Source organism: Pseudomonas sp. FG86 (genome assembly GCF_057808775.1).
Genome location: NZ_JBMDIS010000169.1, coordinates 1 through 4912 on the forward strand (window position 1 = coordinate 1; position 4912 = coordinate 4912).

Here is a 4912-nt window from a genome sequence, read left to right on the forward strand (position 1 = left end):
TTGGCGTTAATTTTTTGACTGTATAAGAACGCCTTGGCGCAAACTTGCCATTTGGCGCCAAAAAACAAAGCGAGCACGTAGCCGAAGGCCGTCCCTGAAAAGGGCCAAATGTTTGGGGGATGGATGTTAGAAGAGGGTGTTAACGATCCTGTTTCAAGAGCGCGCGATAGTGCGACGGCGGGCTCCCGGTCCAACGCTTGAAGGCGCGGGTAAAGTGCGCGGGGTCGCTGTAGCCGACCATATAGGCAATTTCAGTCGCGCTGTATCTGCCGCAGGCAATCAACTGAAGGGCTTCACTGCGACGTGTCTCGTCACGTAAAGCGTCGAAGTCTATGCCGCAATGTTCGAGACGCCGCTGTAGCGTTCGAACAGACAGCCCAATTTTTCTTGAAATGGAGACAAGCTTGGAAAGCTCCTGATCGGCTATCTGCTGGGCGAGCACGTCAGCTGCGTCAGCGGTCGACTTCAAGGCTTGGGTGGTTTTCCAGGCAACATCTCGGAAAGGCTGCAGGGGGATCTCGAGCAACTCACGATCAAATTCGATCATGTTGTGCTCAGCGTTCATTACGAGGTTCGGCCCCAGGTGCTCTTCAAGCGCCTCGTCGCCTCGTTCTCGCGGATTTTTTAAATGTACCCGTATAGCGCCTGGCGCGCCGGACATGAGCGGCACTTTTCTCAGCACCGCCAGGGTACCGAAAATGACCTGCTTCGGATCAGCCCCGTGGTGCCCGGTAAAGTGTTGGATCAGTTTCGTCGTGCGCCCTTCGGTGACGATCTTTACTTCGCTTCCCTGATGCAGCAAATCCGTGTGCACCGCCGCCGCCGCACACGCCTGAGCGAGGTTGGTCGAGCCCAATATCAATTCGCCCCACATGCCGGTTGAGCGCATATCGGTGAGGTGCCCTATCATCGCCCCGCCGAAGGGGTCCTGTGCGATAGCGGCCATTTCATTGGCGATATGAAAGCAGGCCGCTCGCGGTACCCAAGCTTCTGGGTTTTGAAAAACATGCGGGGAAATACCGAACCGTCGAAAGAACTCCAGTGGCGACACCCCCCTCATACTCAGATAGGGGGCGACTTGCCTGAGTGTGCTGAGTCTGATGGCGGGCGCAGCATTCGTCATGGGTGTCCGTTCCTGGTTCTAAAGGCAATGCATTTGAAAACCGTCTTGGCGTGCTGGCATAGCATAGGCAAATTGTTTGCCAAAATCGCGCGATCGACAGCACTGTCACCCTGAGCATCGATTCAGCGGCAAGCTCATCACTTACACACGAAAAAGCCCCAGGTCAAAGAACCTGGGGCTTTTGTAGAGGCGGGGCAAAGACCGCAACGCTCATCCTTCGCTTCAGACCCGAGCGGGTGACACGATGATTTTCACGTTGTGCTCCTTGTTTTTGACCAGTTCCTCGAAGCCCTGGCCCACGATCTGTTCCAACTGAATGCGCCCCGTCACCAGTGGCGTGATGTCCAGCCGACCATCGGCGATAAAAGCGATCACGTCAGCGAATTCACCGTTATAGGCCAGCGCGCCGAGTACCTGTTTTTCCGTCGCCACCAACTCGAAAAAGTTGAACTCACTGGGCTCCTCGAAGATGCCCACCAGTACGCACTTGCCGGCCTTGCGGATCAGGTCGATCGCGAGCTTGGCCGTGTGTTTGTTGCCGATGCATTCGAAACTGACATCCGCGCCGAGCCCGCCCGTCAGGCGTCGTACCTCGGCCAGGGCATCGCATTGATTGGGATCGAGCACATGGGTCGCCCCCACTTCCCGGGCCTTGGCCTTGCGCGCTCCGGACATCTCCAGGGCGATCACCTGAGCCGCACCCGCCGCCTTGGCGCACATGATGGTGCACAGGCCAATGGTGCCCGCGCCGACCACCACCACGTTTTGCCCCAGCAGGCTTCCGGCTTTTTTCACTGCATGCATGCCCACCGCCAGAGGCTCGATCAGTGCGCCGGCTTCAGCCGGAAAGTTCGCCGGCAACTTGTACAGCAGGTTGGCTGGCACGTTGACCAGTTCGGCGAAGGCGCCGTTGTTCATCAGGCCGGTGAAGGCCAGGTTCTCGCAAATGTTGTATAGCCCGTGGGTGCAGTAGTAGCAGGTGCCGCAATGTTGGCATGCATCGGCCGCCACCGGCTCGCCGACGCTGAAGCCCTGCACGCCGGCACCGAGTTCGACGATCTCGCCACAAAACTCGTGACCGAGAATGCACTGGCCTTTTATCCCGGTCAGCGGGTGCGGGGCGTCAACCGGTATGAACACCGGGCCGGCCACGTACTCATGCAAATCCGAGCCGCAAATGCCGCACCATTGCACTCGGATCTGCACCCAACCGGCAGGCGGCGAAACGGGCAGTGGAACGTCTTCGACGCGGATATCGTTACGACCGTGCCAGACAGCGGCACGCATGCTGCGTTGCGAGTTGAGCGAAAGGGTCATAGCGAAGGCTCCTTAATACGGTTGGCACTGGCGCGCCGGACGGTTTGCCAGAGCCAGAGCAAGGCCGGTGCCAGCTCCGCAAGAACGCCCGCACAGCCCTTTTTTAGAGCGGCCCAATGGAAACCACGGAGGGCCGCCATCGCGTTCAAATGAGACGCGCCATGCCAGACAGCACGCGATAGCGACGAGACCGTGAGACGTTGCGTCTCATCGCCAGCCCCGGTACCCAAGGGCGACGCTCGATCGGCCCAAGCCGACGGTATGACGTTTTGTCAGCCCCCCCCGGTCCAAGGCGCGCCCTGCTCCCGCCCGACCATCAGGCGCAGCCAACCTGCGCAACGACGCGTTCACCCATTTGGCGTGTCCTGCAATGTCGCGCGCAGCACTTGTTCAAGCTGGGTAAAGAATGCGTGGATATGCGCCTGTTTCAACGCCTGGGGCCGGGTGACCAGGTAGACCTCCATCGGCGGCAGTTCAATCTCCTGGAATACTTCGCTCAGGCCCTCGGCCAGGATACGCGGCAGCACCGCCACGCCCATGCCGCGCCTCACCGATTCCAGCTGCACGGCAAATGAGTTCACGCGGATCGGCGCATGGTCCAGGCCGGCGGCCTTTGCCGCGCGCATTTGCGGCAGCAGGTCCAGCGGCGGGAGCAAGGCGATACAGGCCGCGGTGGCCGGCGTCATCGCCGGAAAACGTTGCAGGTAACCGGCATCGGCGAAGACGCCATAGGCCAGCGTGCCCAGCGCTCGATAAATCAGCGAGGGCTCCCCCAGGTGCGCTGTGCGCACGGCGATGTCGGCCACGCCACGTACGATCTTGTGAAAGTCGGTGGTGATCTGCAGTTCCACCGAGCAGCCAGGGTGCAACGCGGTAAAACGATTCGCGGCCTCCAGTATGCAGGTCGCAAACCCTTCTCCCGCACTGATCAGCACCGTGCCGCTTAGCGCTGCCTGCGCCCCGCCCCCTTCCACCGTCGTCTGGCGGCGCAGGCCGGCTTCGGCCGCCAATGCCACGTCCACCAGGGATTGCCCCCGCGAGGTCAGCCAGCAGCCCTCGACCCCGCGCTCGACCAATGGCTCACCCAAGGCCGCTTCCAGTTGGCTCAGGCGTCGGGAAACGGTCGACGCAGCGACACCGAGCAACTGGCCTGCCTGCAGAAAGCTGCCCCGCCGCGAGACCGCCAACAGCAGGCGCAGATCATCCCAATTTGCTTGCAGCGCCATATCCGTGTTCTTCCCTGGTCTGCAAATGTGCAAAGCCATTATGCAGCAGTCGCCGTTTTCCGGGCGCGGTCTCAGCGGTATATCTAGCGGCCTTTTAAACCATGGATATGGCCTGTATGAACACGAACCCCAACCGCTTGCGCAGCACCTTTGTGACAGGTGCCACCGGCTTGCTGGGCAACAACCTGGTCAGGGAGCTGGTCGCACGCGGCTATGCGGTCAAGGCGCTGGTGCGCTCGCAGGCCAAGGGCGAACAGCAGTTCAACGACCTGCCGAGCGTGGAACGGGTGGTGGGTGACATGGCTGACGTCGATACGTTTGCGGCGGCCCTGCAAGGCTGCGACACGGTGTTCCATTGCGCGGCGTTCTTTCGCGATAACTACAAGGGCGGCAGCCATTGGCAAGCCCTCGAAAGGATCAACGTAGTCGGCACCCGAGCGCTGCTCCAGCATGCCTATGACGCGGGTGTCAGAAGGTTTGTGCATACCTCTTCGATTGCCGTGCTCGACGGTGCGCCGGATACGCCTATCGATGAGACGTGCCTGCGGGCCGAAGCCGATGCGGACGCCTACTACCGCAGCAAGATCCTCGCTGACCGTGAGGTGCTGGCGTTTCTTCAAACCCATCCGCAGATGCACGCGTGCATGGTGCTGCCCGGCTGGATGTGGGGGCCTGGCGACTGCGGGCCGACGTCCTCGGGACAATTGGTCAAGGACGTCATCAACGGCAAGCTTCCGGGGCTGATCCCCGGCACCTTTTCGTTGGTCGACGCCCGCGACGTGGCCTGGGCACTCATTGCCGCCGCCCAGAACGGGCGACGCGGCGAACGTTATCTCGCGGCTGGCCGCAACTTGACCATGCGCCAATTAATCCCGCTGCTGGGGCGTATCGCGGGCGTCAAGACACCTTCCCGGCAACTGCCACTGCCGGCGCTTTACCTGTTGGCCGCCGTGCAAGAGACCTATGCCTACCTGACCGGCCAGCCCATTTTGCTGAGCATGGCGACCCTGCGGCTATTGATACGAGAAGAGCACCGCACCTGCTTTAACCACCGCAAGAGTGAAGATGAGCTGGGCCTGAGTTTTCGTGCCTTGGAACAGACCCTCACCGACACGGTGGCTTGGTACCAGCAACACGGCAGGGGGTAAAAACCAGGCCAAAAAGCCCAACGCCAGTCAGTTAAAGCTTTTTTGTAGGAGCGAGGGGGACGCCTAGTTCTTGCTCGCGAAAAACGTCAACGATAACG

General features: G+C 60.7%; 4 protein-coding genes. 1 reads left to right on the forward strand and 3 read right to left on the reverse strand.

The genetic code is table 11. The features are described from left to right. Window positions 1–139: 139 nt before the first annotated feature. From ACODSV_RS35970 to ACODSV_RS35980, 3 genes are all read right to left on the reverse strand, one after another. Window positions 140–1123 carry a helix-turn-helix domain-containing protein gene (locus tag ACODSV_RS35970; protein WP_150055884.1) on the reverse strand — a complete coding sequence of 328 codons (984 nt, stop codon included), beginning with the start codon at window positions 1121–1123 and terminating at the stop codon, window positions 140–142. A gap of 222 nt (window positions 1124–1345) precedes the next feature. Then, a complete protein-coding gene (locus tag ACODSV_RS35975) occupies window positions 1346–2410 on the reverse strand; it encodes a 2,3-butanediol dehydrogenase (RefSeq protein WP_223817903.1) in 1065 nt (354 codons plus the stop codon). Window positions 2411–2787: 377 nt separating this feature from the next. Next, window positions 2788–3666 (reverse strand): LysR family transcriptional regulator, encoded by an 879-nt coding sequence (locus ACODSV_RS35980; protein WP_150055883.1) that lies wholly within the window; start codon window positions 3664–3666, stop codon window positions 2788–2790. A gap of 116 nt (window positions 3667–3782) precedes the next feature. Here ACODSV_RS35980 and ACODSV_RS35985 point away from each other — a divergent pair, with 116 nt between their 5' ends. Further along, window positions 3783–4814: an SDR family oxidoreductase gene (locus tag ACODSV_RS35985; protein ID WP_150055882.1), complete on the forward strand. Its 1032-nt coding sequence runs from the start codon at window positions 3783–3785 to the stop codon at window positions 4812–4814. Window positions 4815–4912 lie beyond the last annotated feature (98 nt).

Excerpts from the sequence above, each read along its gene's own strand:
- ACODSV_RS35980 (WP_150055883.1), bottom strand. The coding sequence starts at position 3,666 with ATGGCGCTGCAAGCAAATTGGGATGATCTGCGCCTGCTGTTGGCGGTC.
- ACODSV_RS35975 (WP_223817903.1), bottom strand. The coding sequence starts at position 2,410 with ATGCGTGCCGCTGTCTGGCACGGTCGTAACGATATCCGCGTCGAAGAC.
- ACODSV_RS35970 (WP_150055884.1), bottom strand. The coding sequence starts at position 1,123 with ATGACGAATGCTGCGCCCGCCATCAGACTCAGCACACTCAGGCAAGTC.
- ACODSV_RS35985 (WP_150055882.1), top strand. The coding sequence starts at position 3,783 with ATGAACACGAACCCCAACCGCTTGCGCAGCACCTTTGTGACAGGTGCC.